Source organism: Streptomyces sp. CRN 30, from assembly GCF_034105845.1.
The window spans coordinates 1-22,821 of the sequence record NZ_JAVRHI010000312.1 but is presented as its reverse complement, the minus strand read 5'-3'; the positions used below and the strand labels follow the sequence as shown (position 1 = coordinate 22,821).

General features: G+C 71.6%; 19 protein-coding genes. 14 read left to right on the top strand and 5 right to left on the bottom strand.

Going from position 1 to position 22,821, the window contains the following annotated elements:
- Positions 1–58: 58 nt before the first annotated feature.
- From UW392_RS33910 to UW392_RS33900, 3 genes are all read right to left on the bottom strand, one after another.
- Positions 59–937 (bottom strand): acyl-CoA thioesterase II, encoded by an 879-nt coding sequence (locus UW392_RS33910; protein WP_320779034.1) that lies wholly within the window; start codon positions 935–937, stop codon positions 59–61.
- Positions 938–981: 44 nt separating this feature from the next.
- Positions 982–2,139 (bottom strand): acyl-CoA dehydrogenase family protein, encoded by a 1,158-nt coding sequence (locus UW392_RS33905; RefSeq protein ID WP_320779060.1) that lies wholly within the window; start codon positions 2,137–2,139, stop codon positions 982–984.
- A gap of 117 nt (positions 2,140–2,256) precedes the next feature.
- Positions 2,257–2,847 (bottom strand): TetR/AcrR family transcriptional regulator, encoded by a 591-nt coding sequence (locus UW392_RS33900; protein ID WP_320779033.1) that lies wholly within the window; start codon positions 2,845–2,847, stop codon positions 2,257–2,259.
- Positions 2,848–2,932: 85 nt separating this feature from the next.
- Between UW392_RS33900 and UW392_RS33895 the strand changes: the two genes are divergently transcribed.
- The 9 genes from UW392_RS33895 to UW392_RS33855 all read left to right on the top strand — a co-directional run bounded on the left by UW392_RS33895 (position 2,933) and on the right by UW392_RS33855 (position 14,796).
- Entirely contained in the window at positions 2,933–4,549 is a 1,617-nt protein-coding gene (locus UW392_RS33895; protein ID WP_320779032.1) for a carboxyl transferase domain-containing protein, read from the top strand.
- A gap of 19 nt (positions 4,550–4,568) precedes the next feature.
- Complete coding sequence (locus tag UW392_RS33890) at positions 4,569–6,521, top strand: acetyl/propionyl/methylcrotonyl-CoA carboxylase subunit alpha (protein ID WP_320779059.1); 1,953 nt, start codon at positions 4,569–4,571, stop codon at positions 6,519–6,521.
- Positions 6,518–7,462, top strand: a complete 945-nt coding sequence (locus UW392_RS33885) for a hydroxymethylglutaryl-CoA lyase (RefSeq protein WP_320779031.1) — start codon at positions 6,518–6,520, stop codon at positions 7,460–7,462. The genes UW392_RS33890 and UW392_RS33885 overlap by 4 nt, the downstream gene beginning before the upstream one ends.
- A gap of 6 nt (positions 7,463–7,468) precedes the next feature.
- Positions 7,469–8,629: an acyl-CoA dehydrogenase family protein gene (locus tag UW392_RS33880; protein WP_320779030.1), complete on the top strand. Its 1,161-nt coding sequence runs from the start codon at positions 7,469–7,471 to the stop codon at positions 8,627–8,629.
- Positions 8,630–8,721: 92 nt separating this feature from the next.
- Entirely contained in the window at positions 8,722–9,579 is an 858-nt protein-coding gene (locus tag UW392_RS33875) for a siderophore-interacting protein (protein ID WP_320779029.1), read from the top strand.
- Positions 9,580–9,715: 136 nt separating this feature from the next.
- Positions 9,716–11,158, top strand: coding sequence for a lysine decarboxylase DesA (gene desA / locus UW392_RS33870; protein WP_320779028.1), 1,443 nt, complete (start codon positions 9,716–9,718; stop codon positions 11,156–11,158).
- Positions 11,142–12,443 (top strand): lysine N(6)-hydroxylase/L-ornithine N(5)-oxygenase family protein, encoded by a 1,302-nt coding sequence (locus UW392_RS33865; RefSeq protein WP_320779027.1) that lies wholly within the window; start codon positions 11,142–11,144, stop codon positions 12,441–12,443. Before desA ends, UW392_RS33865 begins: the two co-directional genes overlap by 17 nt.
- Complete coding sequence (locus UW392_RS33860) at positions 12,440–13,006, top strand: GNAT family N-acetyltransferase (protein ID WP_320779026.1); 567 nt, start codon at positions 12,440–12,442, stop codon at positions 13,004–13,006. The genes UW392_RS33865 and UW392_RS33860 overlap by 4 nt, the downstream gene beginning before the upstream one ends.
- Positions 13,003–14,796, top strand: coding sequence for an IucA/IucC family siderophore biosynthesis protein (locus UW392_RS33855; RefSeq protein WP_320779025.1), 1,794 nt, complete (start codon positions 13,003–13,005; stop codon positions 14,794–14,796). Before UW392_RS33860 ends, UW392_RS33855 begins: the two co-directional genes overlap by 4 nt.
- Positions 14,797–14,864: 68 nt before the next feature.
- On the opposite strand, the gene UW392_RS33850 is transcribed toward UW392_RS33855, so the two are convergent.
- Positions 14,865–16,499 carry a beta-N-acetylhexosaminidase gene (locus UW392_RS33850; RefSeq protein WP_320779024.1) on the bottom strand — a complete coding sequence of 545 codons (1,635 nt, stop codon included), beginning with the start codon at positions 16,497–16,499 and terminating at the stop codon, positions 14,865–14,867.
- 74 nt (positions 16,500–16,573) lie between these two features.
- Here UW392_RS33850 and UW392_RS33845 point away from each other — a divergent pair, with 74 nt between their 5' ends.
- The 3 genes from UW392_RS33845 to glmS all read left to right on the top strand — a co-directional run bounded on the left by UW392_RS33845 (position 16,574) and on the right by glmS (position 19,671).
- Positions 16,574–17,464 (top strand): DUF4429 domain-containing protein, encoded by an 891-nt coding sequence (locus tag UW392_RS33845; protein ID WP_320779023.1) that lies wholly within the window; start codon positions 16,574–16,576, stop codon positions 17,462–17,464.
- 95 nt (positions 17,465–17,559) lie between these two features.
- The gene (locus UW392_RS33840; protein ID WP_320779022.1) at positions 17,560–17,817 is read left to right on the top strand and encodes a hypothetical protein; all 258 of its coding nucleotides are present in this window, start codon (positions 17,560–17,562) and stop codon (positions 17,815–17,817) included.
- Between the two features lie 36 nt (positions 17,818–17,853).
- On the top strand, positions 17,854–19,671 hold the full coding sequence (gene glmS, locus UW392_RS33835) for a glutamine--fructose-6-phosphate transaminase (isomerizing) (RefSeq protein WP_320779021.1): 1,818 nt from the start codon (positions 17,854–17,856) through the stop codon (positions 19,669–19,671).
- Positions 19,672–20,049: 378 nt separating this feature from the next.
- On the opposite strand, the gene UW392_RS33830 is transcribed toward glmS, so the two are convergent.
- Positions 20,050–20,577 (bottom strand): universal stress protein, encoded by a 528-nt coding sequence (locus UW392_RS33830; protein ID WP_320779020.1) that lies wholly within the window; start codon positions 20,575–20,577, stop codon positions 20,050–20,052.
- 494 nt (positions 20,578–21,071) lie between these two features.
- Here UW392_RS33830 and UW392_RS33825 point away from each other — a divergent pair, with 494 nt between their 5' ends.
- Together UW392_RS33825 and UW392_RS33820 are read left to right on the top strand one after the other, a co-directional pair.
- Positions 21,072–21,365: a hypothetical protein gene (locus UW392_RS33825; protein WP_320779019.1), complete on the top strand. Its 294-nt coding sequence runs from the start codon at positions 21,072–21,074 to the stop codon at positions 21,363–21,365.
- A gap of 378 nt (positions 21,366–21,743) precedes the next feature.
- A partial coding sequence (locus UW392_RS33820; RefSeq protein WP_320779018.1) for a helix-turn-helix domain-containing protein occupies positions 21,744–22,821 on the top strand: 1,078 nt, incomplete at its 3' end.

The following is a 22,821-nucleotide window of genomic DNA, read 5'->3' as shown; positions in this document are numbered from 1 at the left end:
GGGACTGCGCGGGCGGGGGGTGTTGTGCGCCGGGCGCCCCGGAGTGCGCCACAGGCTCTCAGGACCTGGGGACGCGGATCACGCCTTCCTGGATCACCGAGACCGCCAGCCGCCCGTCCTGGGTGTAGATGCGGGCCTGGCCGAGCCCCCGGCCGCCGTGCGCGGAGGGGGACTCCTGGTCGTACAGGAGCCATTCGTCGGCGCGGAACGGGCGGTGGAACCACATCGCGTGGTCCAGGGAGGCGCCGACGACGTCCCCGACCGCCCAGCCGCCGCGGCCGTGCGCGAGCAGGACGGAGTCCAGGAGGGTCATGTCGGAGACGTAGGTGGCGAGGACGACGTGCAGCAGGGGTACGTCGACCGCGCCGGCGAGCTTGCCGTTGGTGCGGAACCAGACCTGGGAGTGGGGTTCCCGGGGCTCGCCGAACCGGCCGTACGGCGGCTCCTCGACGTGGCGCAGGTCGACCGCGGCCCGCGCCTGGAGGAACCGCTCCACGACCTCGGGTTCCAGGTGGCCGTACCCCCGCAGCCGCTCCTCGCCGGTGGGGAGCGTGACGGGGTCGGGCGCGGGCGGCATCGGGGCCTGGTGGTCGAGGCCGTCCTCGTACTGCTGGAAGGAGGCCGACAGCGTGAAGATCGGCTTGCCGTGCTGGACGGCGACGACGCGGCGCGTGGTGAAGGAGCGGCCGTCGCGGAGGCGGTCGACGTCGTAGACGATGGGCGCGCCCGGGTCGCCCATGCGCAGGAAGTACGCGTGCAGCGAGTGGGCGGGCCGGTCCGCGGGGACCGTCCGTCCGGCCGCGACGAGCGCCTGGGCCGCGACCTGTCCGCCGAAGACGCGGGGGACGACGGCGGACCGGGACCGGCCGCGGAAGATGTTCTCCTCGATCTGCTCCAGGTCGAGCAGATCGAGGAGATCCTGGAGTGCCTGACTCATGGGTCGAGTCTGTCAGCGAGGTGTGACAGCGGGGTGTACGGCGGTCACAGCCCCATGTCCTTGGCGATGATCGTCTTCATGATCTCGCTGGTACCGCCGTAGATGCGGTTGACGCGGTTGTCCGCGTACAGGCGGGCGATCGGGTACTCGTTCATGTAGCCGTAGCCGCCGTGCAGCTGGAGGCAGCGGTCGATCACGCGGTGGGCGACCTCGGTGCAGAACAGCTTGGCGCTCGCGGCCTCGGCGGCGGTCAGCTCGCCCGCGTCCAGGGCCTCCAGGGCGCGGTCGGCGACGGCCTCGGCGGCGTCCACCTCGGCCTGGCAGGCGGCCAGCTCGAACTTGGTGTTCTGGAAGTGGGCGACCGGCTTGCCGAAGACGACGCGCTCCTGGACGTACTGCTTGGCGAACCGGACGGCGGCCTTGGCCTGCGCGTACGCGCCGTAGGCGATGCCCCAGCGCTCGGAGGGCAGGTTGGCGCCGAGGTAGTGGAAGCCCTTGTTCTCCTCGCCGAGCAGGTCCTCGGCGGGCACCTTGACGTCGACGAACGCCAGCTCGGCGGTGTCGGAGGTCCTCAGGCCGAGCTTGTCGAGCTTGCGGCCGACGGAGTAGCCCTCCGACTTGGTGTCCACGGCGAAGAGGGAGATGCCGTGGCGGCGGTCCTCGGTGGTCGGGGCGGCGGTGCGGGCGCAGACGATCACCTTGTCGGCGTGCACGCCGCCGGTGATGAAGGTCTTGGCGCCGTTGAGGACGTAGTGCGTGCCGTCCTCACTCAGCTTGGCGGTGGTCTTCATGCCCGCGAGGTCGGAGCCGGTGCCCGGCTCGGTCATCGCGATGGCCCACATCTCCTCGGCGGAGACGAACTTCGGCAGGTACCGCTTCTTCTGCTCGTCGGTGGCGAGCATCTTGAGGTACGGCAGGGCGAGCAGGACGTGCACGCCGGAGCCGCCGAAGGTGACGCCCGCGCGCGCGGTCTCCTCGTACTGGACGGCCTCGAACTTGTGGGTCGTAAGGCCCGCGCCGCCGTACTCCTCGGGGACGTTGATGCCGAACAGGCCCAGCTCGGCGAGCTTGTGGTAGAACTCGCGCGGCGCCTGGCCGGCCGCGAACCACTCGTCGTGGACGGGGACGACCTCGGACTCGATGAAGTCCCGCAGGGTCTCCCGGAACGCCTCGTGATCCTCGTTGAACACCGTGCGGCGCAACCCCGCCACCTCCACCTGCATCAAGTCCGGACGCCTAAGCGCTTGCTCAGTCCAAAGGTACCGGCCGGTACGAGAACCCGTCCAGACCCGTCCGGCCCTTGGGCCCCGTAACGCTCGTCACCCGTCGGCCGCCGCGAAGGCCCCCTTCGCCATCCGGTGCAGCAGCGCCGCCGTCGCCCCGCGGCCCGGCAGCGTGCCCGCCCGCCCCAGGTGCGGGGTCGAGTTCAGCAGCCCGAACACCGAGTGCACCGCCGAGCGGGCGGCGGGCTCGGACAGCCCGGGGTGCACCTCGCGGACCACCTCCACCCAGATCTCCACGTACTGCCGCTGCAGCTGGCGCACGAGCTTGCGGTCACTGTCCCGGAGGCGGTCCAGCTCCCGGTCGTGCAGGGTGATCAGGGGGCGGTCGTCGAGCGCGAAGTCGATGTGTCCCTCGATGAGCGAGTCGAGGACCTTCTCCGGATCCCCCTCCGACTCGGTCACCCGCCGCCTGCCCCCGGTCAGCAGCTGTTCGCTGATCCCGACCAGCAGCTCGGCGAGCATCGCGTCCTTGCCGGCGAAGTGCCGGTAGAGGCCGGGGCCGCTGATGCCGACGGCCGCGCCTATCTCGTCGACACCGACCCCGTGGAAGCCGCGCTCGGCGAAGAGCCGGGCAGCCTCCCTGAGGATCTGCTCGCGTCGGGTGGGGGCGTCCGTTCTGCTGGCCATGAGAACAATTCTAGACAGGGCGGTTAGCGGTCGTTAACCTAGAGGAAATGCGTTAACGCTCATTAACAAGTGAGGGGACCGCAGGATGGACCAGGCACCGGAGCTGACGACCGCGGCCGACCCCGCGTCGGAGGCCTTTCGGGCCAATGAGGCCGCGCACCGCGCGCTCGGCGAGAAGCTGCGCGCGAAGCTGGCGGCCGCCCGGCTCGGCGGGGGCGAGAAGGCGCGCGAGCGGCACACCGCGCGCGGGAAGCTGCTCCCGCGCGACCGCGTGGACACCCTGCTCGACCCCGGCTCGCCCTTCCTGGAGCTGGCCCCGCTGGCGGCCGACGGGATGTACGACGGGCAGGCCCCGGCCGCAGGGGTGATCGCCGGGATCGGGCGGGTGAGCGGGCGCGAGTGCGTGATCGTCGCCAACGACGCCACCGTCAAGGGCGGCACGTACTACCCGATGACGGTGAAGAAGCACCTGCGGGCCCAGGAGGTGGCGCTGGAGAACCGCCTCCCCTGCGTGTACCTGGTGGACTCCGGGGGCGCCTTCCTGCCCCTCCAGGACGAGGTGTTCCCCGACCGCGACCACTTCGGGCGGATCTTCTACAACCAGGCGCGGATGTCCGGCGCGGGCATCCCCCAGATCGCGGCCGTCATGGGCTCCTGCACGGCGGGCGGGGCGTACGTCCCGGCGATGAGCGACGAGGCCGTCATCGTGCGGAACCAGGGCACGATCTTCCTCGGCGGCCCGCCCCTGGTGAAGGCGGCCACCGGCGAGGTCGTGACCGCGGAGGAGCTGGGCGGCGGCGAGGTCCACGCGCGCGTGTCGGGTGTCACGGACCACCTCGCCGAGGACGACGCGCACGCGCTGCGGATCGTGCGGACCATCGTCTCCACGCTGCCCGCGCGCGGGCCGCTGCCCTGGGCGGTGGAGCCGTCCGTTGCGCCCAAGGTCGACCCGTACGGGCTGTACGGGGCGGTGCCGGTCGACCCCCGCACCCCCTACGACGTGCGCGAGGTCATCGCGCGCGTGGTGGACGGCTCGCGGTTCGCGGAGTTCAAGGCGGAGTTCGGGCAGACGCTGGTGACGGGCTTCGCGCGGATCCACGGCCACCCGGTCGGCATCGTCGCCAACAACGGCATCCTGTTCTCCGAATCGGCCCAGAAGGGCGCCCACTTCATCGAGCTGTGCGACCAGCGCGGCATCCCGCTGCTCTTCCTGCAGAACATCTCCGGCTTCATGGTCGGCCGCGCCTACGAGGCCGGCGGCATCGCGAAGCACGGCGCCAAGATGGTGACGGCGGTGGCCTGCACGCGCGTGCCCAAGCTGACCATGGTGATCGGCGGCTCGTACGGCGCGGGCAACTACTCGATGTGCGGCCGGGCCTACTCGCCGCGCTTCCTGTGGATGTGGCCGGGCGCCAAGATCTCGGTCATGGGCGGCGAACAGGCCGCGTCCGTCCTCGCCACCGTCAAGCGGGACCAGTTGGAGGCGCGCGGGCAGGAGTGGCCGGCCGAGGCGGAGGAGGAGTTCAAGGCCCCGGTCCGGAGCATGTACGAGCGCCAGGGCGACGCCTACTACGCCACCGCACGCCTGTGGGACGACGGCGTGATCGACCCGTTGGAGACCCGGCAGGTGCTGGGCCTGGCGCTGACCGCGTGCGCGGGCGCGCCGCTGGGCGAGCCCGCCTTCGGCGTCTTCCGGATGTGAGGGGGAGCGGACCATGACCATGTTCGAGACGGTGCTCGTCGCCAACCGGGGCGAGATCGCCGTACGGATCATCCGGACGCTCAGAACGCTCGGGGTGCGCTCGGTGGCCGTGTTCTCCGACGCCGACGCGGACGCCCGGCACGTCCGGGAGGCCGACACGGCGGTACGCATCGGCCCGGCCCCGGCGGCCGAGAGCTACCTCTCGGCGGAGCGGCTGCTGGACGCCGCGGCCCGCACGGGCGCGCAGGCGGTGCACCCGGGCTACGGCTTCCTCGCGGAGAACGCGGACTTCGCGCGCGCCTGCGAGGACGCCGGCCTCACGTTCATCGGCCCGCCCGCGGCGGCGATCGCGCTGATGGGCGACAAGATCCGCGCCAAGGAGACGGTGCGGGCGGCCGGGGTGCCGGTCGTGCCCGGCTCCAGCGGCAGCGGGCTCACCGACGCGGAACTGGCTGCGGCCGCCCGGGAGATCGGCATGCCGGTGCTGCTGAAGCCGAGCGCGGGCGGCGGCGGCAAGGGCATGCGGCTGGTCCACGACGCCGGGGCCCTGGCGGAGGAGCTGGCCGCCGCCCGCCGTGAGGCCCGCGCCTCCTTCGGGGACGGCACCCTCCTCGTCGAGCGCTGGATCGACCGCCCCCGGCACATCGAGATCCAGGTCCTGGCGGACGGCCACGGCAATGTGCTCCACCTGGGCGAGCGCGAGTGCTCGCTCCAGCGCCGCCACCAGAAGGTCGTCGAGGAGGCGCCGAGCGTGCTCCTCGACGAGGCCACCCGCGCGGCGATGGGCGAGGCGGCGGTCCGCGCGGCCCGCTCCTGCGGGTACCGGGGCGCGGGCACGGTGGAGTTCATCGTGCCGGGTGGAGACCCCGCCGCCTACTGCTTCATGGAGATGAACACCCGGCTCCAGGTCGAGCACCCGGTCACCGAGCTGGTCACGGGCCTGGACCTGGTGGAGTGGCAGCTGCGGGTGGCCGCGGGCGAGCGGCTGCCCCTCGGCCAGCAGGACGTGACGCTGACCGGGCACGCGATCGAGGCGCGGGTGTGCGCGGAGACCGTGTCCGTCAAGGAGGGCGCCCGCGGGTTCCTGCCCTCGGGCGGCACCGTGCTCGCCCTGCGCGAGCCGCGGCGGGAGGGCGTCCGCACCGACTCGGGCCTCAGCGAGGGCACCGAGGTCGGCAGCCGCTACGACCCGATGCTCTCCAAGGTGATCGCGTACGGGCCGGACCGGGACACCGCGCTGCGCAGGCTCCGGGCGGCCCTCGCGGAGACGGTCACCCTGGGCGTGCCGACCAACGCGGGCTTCCTGCGCCGGCTGCTGGCCCACCCCGCGGTCGTCGCGGGCGAGCTGGACACCGGGCTCGTGGAGCGGGAGATGGACGCCCTGGTGCCGGGCGGGGTGCCCGAGGAGGTGTACGAGGCGGCGGCGGCCGTACGGCTGGACGCGCTGCGGCCGGCGGGCGGCGGCTGGACGGACCCGTTCTCGGTGCCGAGCGGCTGGCGGCTCGGGAGCGTGCGCCGGCCGCCCGCCTTCCCGCTGCGGGTGCCGGGCCTTGCCCCCGTCGAGCACGTACCGCGGGGCGCCCACACCGTCACCGCGGACGAGGTGTCGGTGGTCCTGGACGGCGTCAGGCACACCTTCCACCGGGCCGGCGACTGGCTGGGCCGGGACGGCGACGCCTGGCAGGTGCGCGACCACGACCCCGTGGCCGACTCGCTCACCGCGGCCGGCGCGGGCGGCGCGGACTCCCTGACCGCTCCCATGCCCGGCACGGTGACCGTGGTGAAGGTGGCCGTCGGCGACGAGGTGGCCGCCGGGCAGAGCCTGCTGGTGGTCGAGGCGATGAAGATGGAGCATGTGATCGCCGCGCCGCACGCCGGCACCGTCACCGAACTGGACGTGGCCCCGGGCACGGCCGTCGCGATGGACCAGGTGCTGGCCGTGATCGCACCGCTCGAGGAGGCGCCGGCATGACGGCCCCGGACCTGCCCATGGCCGTCCCCGCCGAGGGACTGCCCGCGCGCGTACGGATCCACGAGGTCGGCCCGCGGGACGGCCTGCAGAACGAGAAGGGCACCGTCCCCACGGAGGTCAAGGCGGAGTTCGTCCGCCGACTGGCCGAGGCGGGGCTGACGACGATCGAGGCGACCAGCTTCGTCCACCCGAGGTGGGTGCCCCAACTGGCCGACGCCGAGCAGCTGTTCCCGCTGGTCGCCGGCCTGCCCGTGGAGCTGCCGGTCCTGGTGCCGAACACCCGCGGCCTGGACCGCGCCCTCGCGCTGGGCGCGCGGCGCGTCGCGGTCTTCGCCAGCGTCACCGAGTCCTTCGCGAGGGCCAACCTCAACCGGACCGTCGACGAGGCGCTGGCCATGTTCGAACCGGTGGTGGCCCGCGCGAAGGCGGCGGGCGTGCACGTCCGCGGCTACCTCTCCATGTGCTTCGGCGACCCGTGGGAGGGCCCGGTGGCCGTCCCCCAGGTCGTACGGGTCTGCCGGGCGCTGTCGGACCTGGGCTGCGACGAACTGAGCCTGGGCGACACGATCGGCGTGGCGACGCCGGGCCACGTGAAGACGCTGCTGACCGCGCTGAACGAGGCGGGTGTCCCCACCTCCGCCCTCGGCGTCCACTTCCACGACACCTACGGGCAGGCGCTCGCCAACACCCTCGCCGCCCTCCAGCACGGCGTGAGCACCGTCGACGCCTCCGCGGGCGGCCTCGGCGGCTGCCCGTACGCCAGGTCGGCCACCGGCAACCTCGCCACCGAGGACCTCGTGTGGATGCTGCGGGGCCTCGGCATCGACCCGGGGGTCGACCTCGGCCGCCTCACCGCGACGAGCGCGTGGATGGCCGGTCACCTGGGCCGGCCCAGCCCGTCCCGCACCGTAAGAGCCCTCTCGCCCCACCAGGAGCCGTGAGCAGCCATGGACCACAACCTCTCCCCCGAACTTCAGGAACTCCGCCGGACGGTCGAGCAGTTCGCCCACGACGTGGTGGCTCCGAAGATCGGCGACCTCTACGAGCGGCACGAGTTCCCGTACGAGATCGTCCGTGAGATGGGCCGCATGGGCCTGTTCGGGCTGCCGTTCCCGGAGGAGTACGGCGGTATGGGCGGCGACTACCTGGCGCTGGGCATCGCGCTGGAGGAGCTGGCCCGGGTGGACTCCTCGGTGGCCATCACCCTGGAGGCGGGGGTGTCGCTGGGCGCGATGCCGATCCACCTGTTCGGCACGGAGGCGCAGAAGCGCGAGTGGCTGCCCCGCCTCTGCGCGGGCGAACTGCTCGGCGCGTTCGGCCTCACGGAACCGGACGGCGGCTCGGACGCGGGCGCGACCCGGACCACGGCCCGCCTGGACGCGTCGACGGACGAATGGGTGATCAACGGCACCAAGTGCTTCATCACCAACTCCGGCACGGACGTCACGGGCCTGGTGACGGTGACGGCCGTGACGGGCCGCACGCCCGAGGGCAAGCCGCTCATCTCCTCGATCATCGTCCCGTCGGGCACCCCCGGCTTCACGGTCGCCGCCCCCTACTCGAAGGTCGGCTGGAACGCCTCGGACACCCGGGAGCTCTCCTTCTCCGACGTGCGGGTCCCGGCGGCGAACCTGCTGGGCGAGGAGGGCCGGGGCTACGCGCAGTTCCTCCGCATCCTCGACGAGGGCCGCATCGCGATCTCGGCGCTGGCGACCGGCCTGGCACAGGGCTGCGTGGACGAGTCGGTGAAGTACGCGAAGGAACGGCACGCCTTCGGCCGCCCGATCGGCGCCAACCAGGCCATCCAGTTCAAGATCGCCGACATGGAGATGAAGGCCCACACCGCGCGCCTCGCGTGGCGGGACGCGGCCTTCCGGCTGGTCGCGGGGGAACCCTTCAAGAAGGAGGCGGCCCTCGCCAAGCTGTACTCCAGCACCGTGGCCGTGGACAACGCCCGCGAGGCCACGCAGATCCACGGCGGCTACGGCTTCATGAACGAGTACCCGGTGGCCCGCATGTGGCGCGACAGCAAGATCCTGGAGATCGGCGAGGGCACGAGCGAGGTGCAGCGGATGCTGATCGCGCGGGAACTGGGGCTGGCCGGCTGACCCCCGGAACTGCTCCTGGTCGATGGGAAGGTTAGGCTAACCTAACGTCAGAGTCACCGTCGCCACCCCCTGACAACGCCCCGGGACCACCGATGACCACGGCCGTAGCCACCCCGTTCCGCATCTTCTCCCTGCAGGTCGCACGGACGAGGCGGCTAGGCCCGTCATTGGTCCGCGTCACCTTCGCCGGCCCCGACCTGCTCGCCTTCCACTCCGACGGCATGGACCAGTCCCTCTCGCTGTTCCTGCCGCGCCCGGGGCAGCCGGAACCCGTCGTGCCGCTGGACTACGGGGACTCGTGGTGGCAGGCCTGGTGCGACGTACCCGAGGACGTGCGGGCGGTGATGCGCTCGTACACCCTGCGCGCGCTGCGCCGGGACGCGGACGGCGATGTCACCGAGATCGACATCGACTTCGTGCTCCACGGTGTCGGGCCGGGGGCGGACGCACCCGCCGGTCCCGCCTCCCGCTGGGCGGCCGCGGCCGCGCCCGGGGACCGGGTGGCGCTGATCGGCCCGGCGGTCGCCGACAACCGGGCGATCCGGTTCCGTCCGCCGGAGGGCACCGACCTGGCGCTGATCTGGGGCGACGAGACCGCCCTGCCCGCCGCCGCCGCGATCCTGGAGTCCCTGCCGCCGGGCACGCGCGCCCACGTGTGGCTGGAGGTGCGGCACGCGCAGGACATCCAGGACCTGACGACCGTGGCCGACGCGGAGATCACCTGGCTGGTGCGCACGCCGGGCGCCCCCACGGCCCTCGACCTGATCCGGGAGACCGAACTCCCGGACGGCGGGCAGCCGTACGCCTGGATCGCCGGGGAGGCCGGCCGGGTGAAGGAGCTGCGCCGCCACCTCGTGCGCGAGCGCGGGATCGACAAGCGGTGCGTGACCTTCGTCGGCTACTGGCGGGAGGGCCTGACGGAGGAACAGCTGCGCGTGCGAGGCGAGTGACGGACGTGACGCCGGTCACGGGTGGGGCAGGTTTCGGCGAGGTTTCGTTAGGTTAGGCTTGCCTAAGTTAAAGCCGCGCGACTCCGTCCCCACCCCTGTCCCGCACGGACTTTCTCCCACCCGGAGGGCCCCCACCATGCGCTCGCACCTGCTCAATGACACGACCGCGGAGCAGTACCGCCGCTCCGTGACCGAAGGCGTGGAGCGGGTGGCGGCCAAACTCGCCACCACCGACCGTCCGTTCACCGGTGTCACCGTCGACGCCCTCGCACCCCGCATCGACCGCATCGACCTGGACCGGCCGCTCGGCGACACCACCGCGGTCCTGGACGAGCTGGAGGACGTCTACCTCCGGGACGCCGTCTACTTCCACCACCCCCGCTACCTCGCCCACCTCAACTGCCCCGTGGTCATCCCGGCAGTCCTCGGCGAGGCGATCCTCTCCGCCGTCAACTCCTCCCTCGACACCTGGGACCAGTCGGCCGGCGGCACCCTCATCGAGCGCAAACTCGTCGACTGGACCACCGAGCGCATCGGCCTCGGCCCGGCCGCGGACGGCGTGTTCACCTCCGGGGGCACCCAGTCCAACCTCCAGGCGCTCCTGCTGGCCCGCGAGGAGGCCAAGGCCTCCGACCTGGCGAAACTGCGGATCTTCGCCTCCGAGGTCAGCCACTTCAGCGTGAAGAAGTCGGCGAAACTGCTGGGCCTGGCCGCCGACTCGGTGATCTCGGTCCCGGTCGACCGCGACAAGCGGATGCAGACGGTCGCCCTCGCTCACGAGCTGGAGCGCTGCCGCCGGGACGGCCTCGTCCCCATGGCCGTCGTCGCCACCGCGGGCACCACCGACTTCGGCTCCATCGACCCGCTGCCCGAGATCGCCGAGCTGTGCACGCAGTTCGGGGCGTGGATGCACGTGGACGCGGCCTACGGATGCGGACTGCTCGTCTCACCGGAGCGCCGTCACCTCCTCACGGGCATCGAGCGCGCCGACTCGGTGACCGTGGACTACCACAAGTCCTTCTTCCAGCCGGTGAGTTCGTCCGCCGTACTGGTCCGCGACGCCGCCACGCTGCGCCACGCGACCTACCACGCCGAGTACCTCAACCCGCGCCGCATGGTGCAGGAGCGCATCCCCAACCAGGTCGACAAGTCCCTGCAGACCACCCGCCGCTTCGACGCGCTGAAACTGTGGGTGACGCTGCGCACGATGGGTGCCGACGGCATCGGCCGCCTCTTCGACGAGGTGTGCGACCTGGCGGAGCAGGGCTGGGAACTGCTCGCCGCCGACCCCCGCTACGACGTGGTGGTCGAGCCCAGCCTGTCCACGCTGGTCTTCCGCTACATCCCCGAGGCCGTCACCGACCCCGCCGAGATCGACCGCGCCAACCTGTACGCCCGCAAGGCGCTGTTCGCCTCCGGTGACGCGGTGGTCGCGGGCACCAAGGTGGGCGGCCGCCACTACCTGAAGTTCACCCTGCTCAATCCCGAGACCACCGCCGACGACATCGCGGCCGTCCTCGACCTCATCGCCGGCCACGCCGAGCAGTACCTGGGAGACTCCCTTGACCGCGCTTCCTGAACGCCCGGAACCCGTGCAGACCACCCATGACTTCGTGGGCATCGGGCTCGGCCCCTTCAACCTCGGCCTGGCCTGCCTCACCGAGCCGATCGCCGAGCTGGACGGCGTCTTCCTGGAGTCCAAGCCGGACTTCGAGTGGCACAGGGGCATGTTCCTGGACGGCGCCCACCTCCAGACGCCGTTCATGTCGGACCTGGTGACCCTCGCCGACCCGACGTCCCCGTACTCCTTCCTCAACTACCTCAAGGAGCGCGGGCGGCTGTACTCGTTCTACATCCGCGAGAACTTCTACCCGCTGCGCGTCGAGTACGACGACTACTGCCGCTGGGCCGCGTCGAAACTGAGCAGCATCCGCTTCGGCACGACGGTCACCGAGGTGACGTACGACGAGGCGGACGGGCTGTACCTCGTCCGCACGGCGGCCGGCGACACCTACCGCGCCCGCCACCTGGTCCTCGGCACCGGGACGGTCCCGTACATACCCCAGGCGTGCCGGGACCTGGACAGCGACTACTTCCACACCGCGCACTACACGCAGCGCAAGGCGGAGCTCCAGCGGAAGAAGTCGATCACGATCGTGGGCAGCGGCCAGAGCGCCGCGGAGATCTACCACGAGCTGCTCGCCGAGATCGACGCGCACGGCTACCAGCTCAACTGGGTGACGCGCTCCCCGCGCTTCTTCCCCCTGGAGTACACCAAGCTGACGCTGGAGATGACGTCCCCGGACTACATCGACTACTTCCGCGCGCTGCCCGAGGAGACCCGCTACCGGCTGGAGAAGGAGCAGAAGAGCCTCTTCAAGGGCATCAACTCGGACCTGATCAACGACATCTTCGACCTGCTGTACCAGAAGAACGTCACCGGCGGCGGCCGCCCGGTCCCCACCCGGCTGCTCACCAACTCGACGCTGCGGACCGCCCGGTACGAGGACGGCGTCCACCACCTGGGCCTCCACCAGGACGAGCAGGACAAGGACTTCGAGATCACCACCGAGGGCCTGGTCCTCGCCACCGGCTACCACTACGAGCCGCCGGCCTTCCTGGAGCCGGTACGCAGCCGCCTCCGTTACGACGGCCACGGCCGCTTCGACGTGGGCCGCAACTACGCCATCGACACCACCGGGCGCGGGATCTTCCTGCAGAACGCGGGCGTCCACACCCACTCGGTCACCTCGCCCGACCTGGGCATGGGCGCCTACCGCAACAGCTTCATCATCAGCGAGCTGCTGGGCACCGAGTACTACCCGGTGGAGAAGACCATCGCCTTCCAGGAGTTCGCGGTATGAGCACCGACGGCATCGGCACCCTGACGTTCCGCCCGGTCGACCCGCTGACGGACGCCGAACTGCTGCACGACTGGGTGACCCACCCCAAGGCGGCGTTCTGGTTGATGCAGAACGCCCGGCTCCAGGACGTCGAACGGGCCTACATGGAGATCGCGGCCGACGAGCACCACCACGCCCACCTGGGCCTGCGCGACGGCGTGCCCGTCTTCCTGATGGAGCGGTACGACCCGGCCGAGCGCGAGCTGGTGGGCCTGTACGAGCCCGCGCCGGGCGACGTCGGCATGCACTTCCTGGTGGCGCCCACCGACACGCCCGTCCACGGTTTCACCAGGGCGGTCATCACCGCCGTCATGGAGGAGCTGTTCGCCGACCCGGCCACCCGGCGGGTCGTGGTCGAACCCGACGTGCACAACAAGGCGGTGCACGCGCTGAACGCGGCCGTCGGCTTCGTGCCCGACCGCGAGATCGACAAGCCGGAGAAGCGCGCGCTGCTCAGTTTCTGCACGCGCGAACAGTTCGAGGAAGCGAAGCGCAGCCAGGCTGCCCGAGGAGTGGCTGTATGACCCTGTCCGACGCCGTGGCGCACCTGTCCCCCCACCGCTGGGCGCGGGCCAACCGCCTGCTCGTCCGCAAGGCGCTCGCCGAGTTCACGCACGAGCGGCTGCTCACCCCCGAGCCCGCCCCCGAGCCCGCGGGTGAGGCGGGCGGGGACCGGTACGCCGTCCGCAGCGACGACGGCTCGACCACCTACACCTTCACCGCCGTCCGGCGCGCCCTCGACCACTGGCAGGTCGACGCGGACTCCATCGCCCGGCACCGCCACGGGAGTGAGCTGGACCTCGCCGCGCTCGACTTCTTCATCGAGTTCAAGGACGCGCTCGGCCTGACCGACGACATCCTGCCCGTCTACCTGGAGGAGATCTCCTCCACCCTCTCGGGCACCTGCTACAAGCTCACCAAGGAGCAGGTCCCGGTCGCCGAACTGGTCACGAGCGGCTTCCAGGCCATCGAGACCGGCATGACCGAGGGCCACCCCTGCTTCGTCGCGAACAACGGCCGGCTCGGCTTCGGGGTCCACGATTACCTCTCGTACGCGCCCGAGACCGCGAGCCCGGTCCGGCTGATCTGGCTGGGGGCGCACCGCTCCCGGGCCGCGTTCACGGCGGGTGTCGGCATCGAGTACGAGGCGTTCCTCCGCGAGGAGCTGGGCGCGGAGACCGTCGAGCGCTTCCGCACCGTACTGAGCGAGCAGGACCTCGACCCCGCGGACTACCTCTTCATCCCGGTCCACCCCTGGCAGTGGTGGAACAAACTGTCGGTCACCTTCGCCGCCGAGGTCGCCCGCCGGAACCTCGTCCTGCTGGGCGAGGGCGACGACGAGTACCTGGCCCAGCAGTCCATACGGACGTTCTTCAACGCCTCGCACCCCGGGAAGCACTACGTCAAGACGGCGCTCTCGGTCCTCAACATGGGCTTCATGCGCGGACTGTCCGCCGCGTACATGGAGGCCACCCCGGCGATCAACGACTGGCTCGCCCAGCTGATCGAGAACGACCCGGTGCTGAAGTCGACGGGCCTGACGGTCATCCGTGAGCGCGCCGCGGTCGGCTACCGGCACCTGGAGTACGAGGCCGCCACGGACAAGTACTCCCCGTACCGCAAGATGCTGGCCGCGCTCTGGCGGGAGAGCCCGGTGCCCTCGCTCCAGGACGGCGAGTCGCTCGCCACGATGGCGTCCCTGCTCCACGTCGACCACGAGGGCCGCTCCTTCGCGGCCGCGCTGATCGAGCGCTCGGGGCTCACCGCGGCGGAGTGGCTCTCGCGCTACCTGCGGGCGTACTTCGTCCCGCTGCTGCACAGCTTCTACGCGTACGACCTGGTCTACATGCCGCACGGCGAGAACGTCATCCTCGTGCTGGAGGACGGCGCGGTGCGGCGTGCGGTCTACAAGGACATCGCCGAGGAGATCGCGGTGATGGATCCGGACGCGGTGCTGCCGCCCGAGGTGGCCCGGATCCGCGTCGACGTCCCCGACGACCAGAAACTGCTGTCGATCTTCACGGACGTCTTCGACTGCTTCTTCCGGTTCCTCGCCGCGCACCTCGCCGACGAGGGCGTCCTGACGGAGGACGACTTCTGGCGCACGGTCGCGGCCTCCGTCCGCGCGTACCAGGAGGCGACGCCGGAGCTGGCCCACCGGTTCGAGCAGTACGACATGTTCGTCCCCGAGTTCGCCCTGTCCGCGCTGAACCGGCTCCAGCTGCGCAACAACAAGCAGATGGTCGACCTGGCGGACCCGTCGGGCGCCCTGCAGCTCGTCGGCTCCCTGAGGAACCCCATCGCGGGGCTCTAGCCCCGCAACCCCGGGTCACGAGACGGGCGGGCACCTCGGAGTACGGTCCTCCGAGGTGCCCGTCATCCTCACCCCTGCCGCGCGGGCCAGGGCACCTCCGGCGCCCGGTGGTAGCCGATGCCGAGCGCGTCCCAGCGCGGTCCCTGCGCCGCCAGCCGCTCCTTGTAGGCGTCCCAGTCGTGGGTGTCCGCCGACGACCAGCCCAGCTCGGCGACGCCCGGCAACCGGGGGAAGGCCAGGTACTCGAGGTGGTCGGAGTTCTGCACCGTCTCGGTCCACAGCGGTGCCTCGACCCCCCGGACGGCCGACGCCGGGACGCCCGGCAGGTACGTGTCCGGGTCCCAGTCGTACGACCGCCTGACGTCCACGAGCCCGGCCCAGTCCAGGCCGAGAGGGGTGTCGTCGTCGTACTTCATGTCGAGGTACACCCGGTCGGCGGGCGAGAGGATCACTCCCGTGCCGTTCCGCGCCACCGCGGCGACCTGCTCCTTCTCCGCGGCGGGGGTACTGTCCAGCCCCCAGTACTGCACGAGCGCGCCCTTCGCCGGCGCCGCCCCGGCCAGCTGGTGCCAGCCGGTCACGGTCTTGCCGTACTTCCCGACGACCGGCTGCACCCGCTCCATGAACCGCACGTAGTCCTCGTGGCTGGTGGAGTGCGCCTCGTCGCCGCCGATGTGCAGATGGCGGCCCGGGGTGAGCGCGGCCAGCTCGCGGACCACGTCGTCCACGAAGTCGTACGTGACCTCCCTGTCCACGCACAGCGAGCTGAAGCCGACCTCGGTGCCGGTGTACAGCGGGGGTGCCACGCCGTCGCAGTTCAGCTCGGGGTAGGAGGCGAGGGCCGCGTGGGTGTGGCCGGGCATGTCGATCTCGGGGACGACCTCCAGGTGACGGGAGGCCGCGTACCGGACGATCCTGAGGTAGTCGGCCTTGGTGTAGTGGCCTCCGGGACCGCCGCCGACCTCGGTGGAGCCCCCGTACGTGGCGAGCCGCGGCCAGGAGTCGATCGCGAGGCGCCAGCCCTGGTCGTCGCTGAGGTGCAGGTGCAGCTTGTTGATCTTGTACAGGGCGAGCTGGTCCACGTACCGCTCGACCTGGTCGACGGTGAGGAAGTGGCGGGAGACGTCGAGCATCGCGCCGCGCCAGGCGTAGCGCGGGGTGTCCTCGATGGTCCCGCCCGCGACCAGCCACGGGCCCGGCTGCCGGGTGTCCCGTTCGACGGCGGCGGGCAGCAGCTGGCGCAGGGTCTGCACGCCGTGGAAGAGCCCGGCGGGTTCGCGGGCGGTGATGGTCACCCCGCGCCGGCCGCTGTCCAGGCGGTAGCCCTCGGCGCCGAGGGAGGTGTCCGTGGTCGCGAGGGTCAGCCGGATGCCGTCGCCGTGCCGGTCCGTCACGGGCAGCCGGTAGCCGGTGGAGGGCCGCAGGACGTCCGCGAGGTACCCGCCGATCCGCCGCACCTCCCGCGCGTCGTCCACGTGGATGCGGGTGCCGGCGGTGATCCGGTACGGTGCGCCGCCCGCCCGCACGGAGGCGGGTGCCGGAATCACCCGGTGCAGCGGGGTGGCGGCCGGGCTGTCCTGCGCCGCGGGTGCCGCGGGTGCCGCGCCCACGGCGAGGACACCGGACGCCGCCATGAGCAGCAGCGCCCCGAAGAGGCGAGTCGTTCTGTGATGGTGGTGCCGTTTCACCTGCGCTCCTTCCATCAGTGGACCCACCGCCGTCATCGGGAGATGGGTATAGACCACTCTCCCGCAAGGCCGATGGAAGAATCACCCCCATGGCGGAAATCATCCAGCGGGACGGCACGTGGACCTTCGACGGCGATGCGCTGCGGCTCACCCCGGGGCGCGACAAGGGCGTGAGCCTGTTGCGCCGGACGCTGGGTGAACTGACCGTCCCGCTGGGCGCGTTGGCGGGCATCTCGTTCGAGCAGGGCAAGAAGTCGGGCCGGCTGCGGCTGCGGCTGCGCGACGGCGCGGACCCGCTGCTGCACGCCACCGGGGGCCGCCTCACCGAGGGCAACGACCCCTACCAGCTCGTCGTCGAGTCGGACCGCTACGGCGTCGCCGAGTACGTGGTGGACGAGGTCCGCGGCGCCCTCTTCCTCGACCAGGTTCCCGGCGACGCCGTCGACGGCTACCTGCTGCCGGGGCCCGCCGTCCCGCTCTCCGTCTCCGCCGGGGACGGCACGGCGAGCTTCGACGGCGAGCACGTACGGCTGGAGTGGAACTGGAAGACGGAGGACGCGAAGGCCGCCGCCGGGGCCCGCACCCTCGCCCTCGGCGACATCCAGGCCGTGGAGTGGCAGCCGGCGGCCGGCCTGGAGAACGGCCACCTCCGCTTCGCCGTGAAGAACGCGCCGACCAAGGCCCCGCCGAAGTACGACCCCAACTCCGTGGAGCTCTGGGGGTTCAAGAAGGACCCGTTGATGGCCCTGGTCGCGGCGGCGGTCCAGGCCCGGCTCCCGCACCCGGCGGCGGCCCCCGGGACGGCCGAGGTGCCGCAGGACCGGACCCCCCTCCCGCTCCCCCCGCCCGCACCGGCCCCCGAGGACGACCACGACGCCCTGCTGCGCCGACTGCGCGAACTGGGTGAACTGCACAAGTCGGGCGTACTGACGGACGAGGAATTCGCCCTGGCCAAGCAGGCACTCCTCAAGCGAATGTGACGCGGACCGGGCCCCCACCCCTTCCCTTCGCCGCCTCTTGCCCGATATCGGGCAGGATTCTTGCGAAACAGCTCCCGGTACTTCAGGATCATCGGGTGCACGACGAACTTGTTGATCACCTGACGCGGTCCACGCCCCTCAGCCGGGGCGAGGCCGCGCGGGTGGTCCAGGACGTGCTCGCCTACTTCGACGAGACGACCGAGGAATACGTCCGTCGGCGCCACCGCGAACTCCAGGCCCAGGGCCTGGTGAACGCGACGATCTTCGAACGGATCGGGGCGGACCTCAGGTACCGCGCGGTCGCACCCCCGGAGCTCACCCTCCGGCAGCTGCGCCGCATGGTCTACGGCTGATGACCGGCCCCTACGGGGAGAGAAGGAAAGAACCATATGTGCGGAATCGTCGGATACATCGGCAAGCGCGACGTGGCGCCCCTGCTACTGGAGGGCTTGCAGCGGCTGGAGTACCGCGGCTACGACTCCGCGGGCATCGTCGTCACCAGCCCGAAGTCGGCCGGTCTGAAGATGGTCAAGGCCAAGGGCCGCGTCCGTGACCTGGAGGCCAAGGTCCCCGCGCGCTTCAAGGGCACCACCGGCATCGCCCACACCCGCTGGGCCACCCACGGCGCCCCCTCCGACGTGAACGCCCACCCGCACATGGACCCGGAGAACAAGGTCGCCGTCGTCCACAACGGCATCATCGACAACGCCTCCGAGCTGCGCAAGAAGCTCGAGGCGGAGGGCGTCGAGTTCCTCTCCGAGACCGACACCGAGGTCCTCACCCACCTCATCGCCCGCGCCCAGGCCGACAAGCTGGAGGACCGGGTCCGCGAGGCGCTCCGCCTGATCGAGGGCACGTACGGCATCGCCGTCATGCACGCCGACTTCCCCGAGCGCATCGTGGTGGCCCGCAACGGCTCCCCGGTCGTCCTCGGCATCGGTGAGAAGGAGATGTTCGTCGCCTCGGACATCGCCGCCCTGGTCACCCACACCCGGCAGATAGTGACCCTCGACGACGGCGAGATGGCCACCCTCAAGGCGGACGACTTCCGCACGTACACCACCGAGGGCACCCGCACCACCGCCGAGCCGACCACCGTGGAGTGGGAGGCCGCCTCCTACGACATGGGCGGCCACGACACCTACATGCACAAGGAGATCCACGAGCAGGCCGAGGCGGTCGACCGCGTGCTGCGCGGCCGCATCGACGACCGGTTCTCCACCGTGCACCTGGGCGGCCTCAACCTGGACGCCCGCGAGGCGCGCCAGATCCGCCGCGTGAAGATCCTCGGCTGCGGCACCTCGTACCACGCGGGCATGATCGGCGCCCAGATGATCGAGGAGCTGGCACGCATCCCCGCCGACGCCGAGCCGGCCTCCGAGTTCCGCTACCGCAACGCCGTCGTCGACCCCGACACCCTCTACGTCGCGGTCTCCCAGTCCGGTGAGACCTACGACGTGCTGGCCGCCGTGCAGGAGCTCAAGCGCAAGGGCGCCCGGGTCCTGGGCATCGTGAACGTGGTCGGCTCGGCGATCGCCCGTGAGGCCGACGGCGGCATGTACGTGCACGCGGGCCCCGAGGTCTGCGTCGTCTCCACCAAGTGCTTCACCAACACCACGGTCGCCTTCGCGCTGCTCGCGCTGCACCTCGGCCGCACCCGTGACCTGTCGGTCGCCGACGGCAAGCGGATCATCGAGGGCCTGCGCAGGCTGCCCGGCCAGATCTCCGAGATGCTGGAGCAGGAGGAGGAGATCAAGAAGCTGGCCGAGCAGTACGCCGAGGCCCGCTCCATGCTCTTCATCGGCCGTGTCCGGGGTTACCCGGTGGCGCGCGAGGCCTCGCTGAAGCTGAAGGAGGTCTCGTACATCCACGCCGAGGCCTACCCCGCCTCCGAGCTGAAGCACGGTCCGCTGGCGCTCATCGAACCCGCCCTGCCGACCGTGGCGATCGTCCCGGACGACGACCTGCTGGAGAAGAACCGCGCGGCCCTGGAGGAGATCAAGGCCCGCAGCGGCAAGATCCTCGCGGTGGCCCACCGCGAGCAGGAGAAGGCCGACCAGACGATCGTCGTGCCCAAGAACGAGGACGAGCTCGACCCGATCCTCATGGGCATCCCGCTCCAGCTGCTCGCCTACCACACGGCGCTGGCGCTCGGCCGGGACATCGACAAGCCCCGCAACCTGGCCAAGTCGGTGACGGTGGAGTAGGACCCGCAAGGCTCCCGCCGAACGGCAACTCCCGGTCCGTGGACCGAGGATGCAACGTGAACGACCCCCTGCGCGCCACCCGCACAGGGGGTCGTTCCCGTGAGGGACCGGGGCCGCCCAATGCCCCGGCCCCGCCGGGCGAAGGGGGCCCACACCCCCCACCCCGGCCCGCGGCGCCTCAGCCGGTAGCCGTCACCCCCGGCCGGCAGCGCGTCCGAAATCGTGCAGGTGCACGTGCTGCCGCGCGGTGACCGGTATATGCCCTTCACAAACACGCAAACACCCGTACGCGTCAGTAGATGTGTGCGACATGGGGGAAGAACGCGCCAAGCCCCCGACTCGCCCCATGCGGGACGGAACGACGGGCGGGGATGCGCCCTAAGGGATGACGATCACCGGGCGCTGCGCGCGCTTGGCGAGCCGTCCGGCGACCGAGCCGAAGAGACGGCCCACGAGCCCGTGCGAGGAACCGACGACGATCGCGTCCGCCTCGTACTCCCGCCCCACCTCTTCGAGTTCGTGGCAGATGTCGCCGCCGCGCTCCACCAGGATCCAGGGGACCTCGGCGAGGTAGTCCGCGCAGGCCAGCTCCAGCCCGAGCACCTCGGTGCGGTGGTCGGGGACGTCCACGAAGACGGGCGGCTCACAGCCCGCCCACACCGTGGTGGGCAGCCGGTTGGCCACGTGCACGATGATCAGGCCCGTACCGGAGCGGCGGGCCATCCCGATGGCGTACGCCAGGGCGCGCTCGCTGGACGTCGAACCGTCGAAGCCGACGACGACGCCGTGCTGGAAGGCGGGGTCGCAGGCGGGGCGTGACTCCTCAGCCGCCAGGGGGTCGGCCGCCGTCGGGTCGGCGACCGGCCGCCTGCGGTCAGCGGGATCGAAGAATTCGTGACCGGCCATGGGTGTCTCGGCGTTCGGATCCTCGGTGGGTGGGACAACAGTGTGCGGCGGAGCTGTGTCCGGGAATCATCTTCCCAACCCCATACCCCCAAGGGTACGGCGGCACGCCTCCACGAGCCCGGACCCGCGCACGCCGCACGGGGTTCCCCGGAGCATGCACGAGCGGACGCCCGTAACGCAATGGTTGCTGCCTCGTACAGGTGGTTCGCGCGGCGTTCACCGACGACCGGCACACTGCCTCTCGCGGGCGTACGGCGACCGGCGGCCGGAACACCGCCCCCCGCGTACGGCCGGCCCCGCGCCACGGGGCCGGGCGGCACGGCGCCCCGGACGCGTCCGGCCCGGTCCGCGGGACACGCCCGGCCGCACGGCCCGGCAGTGACCGACCGGTCGAACAGGCGTTGAACCCGGGTCAGCCACCCGTACCGAGAGGACGCCGCGCCGTGCCCGGACGTCGGACCGCATCCCGGCCCACCCCACCCGCCCCCCGGCCCGTGGAACAGCCCACCGCCGACACCGCGACCGACGTCATCCGCTGGGCGCTGTTCTCCTGCGTCCTCGTCCCCGTGACCCTGGTCTGGTACGGCACGTCGCTGGCGGGCGCCGCCGGGACGGCCCTGGGCCTCGCGGCCGTGACCGGCGTCTGCAGGCTGCTGCTGCGCCAGTCGGAGCGGGGGGCGGCACGGCTCGCCGAGAAGGGCGTTCCGCACCGTGGCCGGCATGGCAGGAGCGGTGCCGGGGCACACCGGGGAGGACGCCGCCCCGGGAGTCACTCTTCGGTCGACTGACCGGTTCACGCACAGGCTTCCGCTTCTTTTCAGCCAACTTCGGCTTCCTGGGCATGCCTTGCGGTAACACCCCCCCACCCCTCCCTCGACCTGCGCTGAAAGGGGCTCGCCGGGCGCCCGCACCCTACGGGGACCGGCCACCGCGACAAGGCGCACTTCCCTGAGCGTCGCGAGGGTGCCACGCTTCGTGATCGAATGCTTCACGCCAAGTTGCCATGTCGACAATGTGCCGGGTGGGAACTGGTCACGCCGGTACGACACCACACAGTAGATTCGATCATGATGGTCTTTACGGCGGGGGACTCGTGCAGGACCGAGGGGAAACGTGCAGGAGCGACACAACCGAGGAGCCGCGACCACCGAGGGGGGCTTAGCAGCATGAGCCACGACTCCACTGCCGCGCCGGAAGCCGTGGCCCGGAAACTCTCCGGGCGACGCCGCAAGGAGATCGTCGCGGTGCTGCTGTTCAGCGGCGGCCCGATCTTCGAGAGTTCCATACCTCTGTCGGTGTTCGGCATCGACCGCCAGGACGCCGGGGTACCGCGCTACCGCCTCCTCGTGTGCGCCGGCGAGGACGGACCGCTGCGCACCACCGGAGGACTCGAACTCACCGCACCGAACGGACTGGAGGCGATCGCACGAGCGGGCACCGTCGTCGTGCCCGCCTGGCGGTCGATCACCTCACCGCCACCGGAGGACTCGCTCGACGCGCTGCGCCGGGCGCACGAGGAGGGCGCCCGCATCGTCGGACTGTGCACCGGCGCCTTCGTGCTGGCCGCCGCCGGCCTGCTGGACGGGCGCCCGGCCACCACGCACTGGATGTACGCGCCCACGCTGGCCAAGCGCTACCCGTCCGTCCACGTGGACCCGCGCGAACTGTTCGTGGACGACGGGGACGTCCTGACCTCCGCGGGCACGGCGGCCGGCATCGACCTCTGCCTCCACATCGTGCGCTCGGACCACGGGAGCGAGGCAGCGGGCGCACTCGCCCGCCGCCTGGTGGTACCGCCGCGCCGCAGCGGCGGCCAGGAACGCTATCTCGACCGGTCTTTACCGGAGGAGATCGGCGCCGACCCGCTCGCCGAGGTCGTCGCCTGGGCACTGGAGCACCTCCACGAGCAGTTCGACGTGGAGACGCTCGCGGCGCGCGCGTACATGAGCCGGCGCACCTTCGACCGGCGCTTCAGGTCGCTCACGGGGAGCGCTCCCCTGCAGTGGCTGATCACCCAGCGGGTGCTCCAGGCACAGCGGCTGCTGGAGACGTCGGACTACTCGGTGGACGAGGTGGCGGGCCGCTGCGGCTTCCGTTCGCCGGTGGCCCTGCGCGGCCACTTCCGCCGGCAGCTCGGCTCGTCCCCGGCGGCGTACCGGGCGGCCTACCGCGCCCGGCGGCCGCAGGGCGAGAAGCCCGACCTGTCCGACGGCCCGGCCGGACCGTCGGGCCCCGGCGGGCCGC

Coding starts and splice junctions, on each gene's coding strand:
- UW392_RS33830 (WP_320779020.1), bottom strand. CDS start 20,577: ATGGCCGGTCACGAATTCTTCGATCCCGCTGACCGCAGGCGGCCGGTC.
- UW392_RS33845 (WP_320779023.1), top strand. CDS start 16,574: ATGGCGGAAATCATCCAGCGGGACGGCACGTGGACCTTCGACGGCGAT.
- UW392_RS33910 (WP_320779034.1), bottom strand. CDS start 937: ATGAGTCAGGCACTCCAGGATCTCCTCGATCTGCTCGACCTGGAGCAG.
- UW392_RS33885 (WP_320779031.1), top strand. CDS start 6,518: ATGACGGCCCCGGACCTGCCCATGGCCGTCCCCGCCGAGGGACTGCCC.
- glmS (WP_320779021.1), top strand. CDS start 17,854: ATGTGCGGAATCGTCGGATACATCGGCAAGCGCGACGTGGCGCCCCTG.
- UW392_RS33880 (WP_320779030.1), top strand. CDS start 7,469: ATGGACCACAACCTCTCCCCCGAACTTCAGGAACTCCGCCGGACGGTC.
- UW392_RS33850 (WP_320779024.1), bottom strand. CDS start 16,499: ATGGAAGGAGCGCAGGTGAAACGGCACCACCATCACAGAACGACTCGC.
- UW392_RS33895 (WP_320779032.1), top strand. CDS start 2,933: ATGGACCAGGCACCGGAGCTGACGACCGCGGCCGACCCCGCGTCGGAG.
- desA (WP_320779028.1), top strand. CDS start 9,716: ATGCGCTCGCACCTGCTCAATGACACGACCGCGGAGCAGTACCGCCGC.
- UW392_RS33860 (WP_320779026.1), top strand. CDS start 12,440: ATGAGCACCGACGGCATCGGCACCCTGACGTTCCGCCCGGTCGACCCG.
- UW392_RS33855 (WP_320779025.1), top strand. CDS start 13,003: ATGACCCTGTCCGACGCCGTGGCGCACCTGTCCCCCCACCGCTGGGCG.
- UW392_RS33890 (WP_320779059.1), top strand. CDS start 4,569: ATGTTCGAGACGGTGCTCGTCGCCAACCGGGGCGAGATCGCCGTACGG.
- UW392_RS33875 (WP_320779029.1), top strand. CDS start 8,722: ATGACCACGGCCGTAGCCACCCCGTTCCGCATCTTCTCCCTGCAGGTC.
- UW392_RS33900 (WP_320779033.1), bottom strand. CDS start 2,847: ATGGCCAGCAGAACGGACGCCCCCACCCGACGCGAGCAGATCCTCAGG.